This window comes from Neobacillus drentensis (assembly GCF_036965645.1).
Lineage (GTDB): Bacteria > Bacillota > Bacilli > Bacillales > Cytobacillaceae > Neobacillus > Neobacillus drentensis_D.
Window position 1 is genome coordinate 1 of record NZ_JBALPZ010000288.1, and the last position, 1261, is coordinate 1261.

1 protein-coding gene is annotated in these 1261 nt (G+C 38.4%); it reads left to right on the forward strand.

Going from position 1 to position 1261, the window contains the following annotated elements:
- Positions 1-127 precede the first annotated feature (127 nt).
- Positions 128-1225: a 3-phosphoserine/phosphohydroxythreonine transaminase gene (serC, locus tag V7266_RS30475; protein WP_335473015.1), complete on the forward strand. Its 1098-nt coding sequence runs from the start codon at positions 128-130 to the stop codon at positions 1223-1225.
- Positions 1226-1261: the final 36 nt, after the last annotated feature.

Here is a 1261-nt window from a genome sequence, read left to right on the forward strand (position 1 = left end):
ATCCTGTTAGTTGAAACGCTTCCATTTAATTTTTTTAAAATATCTTTCCTTTGTGGGGTAAAATTTATTTTCCGAAAATTGAATCTATGTTATAGTCTAATAAACAAAAACAGATGGAGTGAGAAAAGTGAAATTACAAGTTCAACGTGCTTACAATTTTAATGCCGGCCCTTCCGCTTTACCTCTTTCAGTTCTAGAAAAAGCTCAAGAAGAGTTAATCGATTTCCGTGGTACTGGAATGTCAGTTATGGAACTCAGCCACCGCAGCCGCCCATATGAGGAAGTACATAATCAGGCGATTAGCAGCTTACGAGAACTGTTAAACATCCCGGATACTCATGAAGTTCTATTTCTACAAGGTGGAGCCAGCCTTCAATTTTCGATGATACCGATGAATTTTTTACAGGCAGGAAAAAAAGCAAGTTATGTGATGACAGGTTCTTGGTCTGAGAAGGCTTTTTCCGAAGCTAAATTATTTGGCGAGGTTTACCATGCTGCTTCAACAAAAGAAGGAAACTACCGCAGTATTCCAAAACTTGATGAATTAAAGTACGACAAAGAAGATGCTTATATTCACATTACCTCCAATAATACGATTTATGGTACACAATGGAAGGACTTCCCTGATACCGGAGATGTGCCGTTGATTGCCGACATGTCAAGTGATATTCTTTCTAAGCCGATTGATGTCAGCAAATTTGCTCTAATTTATGCGGGGGCACAAAAGAACCTTGGGCCATCAGGTGTAACAGTTGTTATTATTCGGAAGGATCTGCTAGAGACTGCAAATACAAATATCCCAACTATGTTAAAATACAGCACTCATTCCAAAAACAATTCATTGTACAATACACCACCAACCTTTGGCATTTATATGCTAGGAGAAGTTCTTAACTGGGCACGTGATTTAGGTGGTCTAGAAACAATCGCTAAGCGAAATGAAGAAAAAGCAAACTATATCTACTCAGTTATTGACAATAGTAATGGCTTTTACATTGGCCATGCAAACCAGGACAGCCGTTCTTTAATGAACCTAACCTTTAACTTAAAAACACCGGAACTGGAGAAAAAATTCTTAGATCTTGCAAAGCAAGAAGGTTTCGTAGGAGTTAACGGACATCGTTCCATTGGCGGATGCCGCGTTTCAGCTTACAATGCTGTTCCGGTAGAAGCTTGCCAAGCCTTTAGTGAATTTATGATTCAATTCCAAAAAGAAAATAACTAAAAAAAATCACCCTCTTCATTGAACTGTGACCCATAA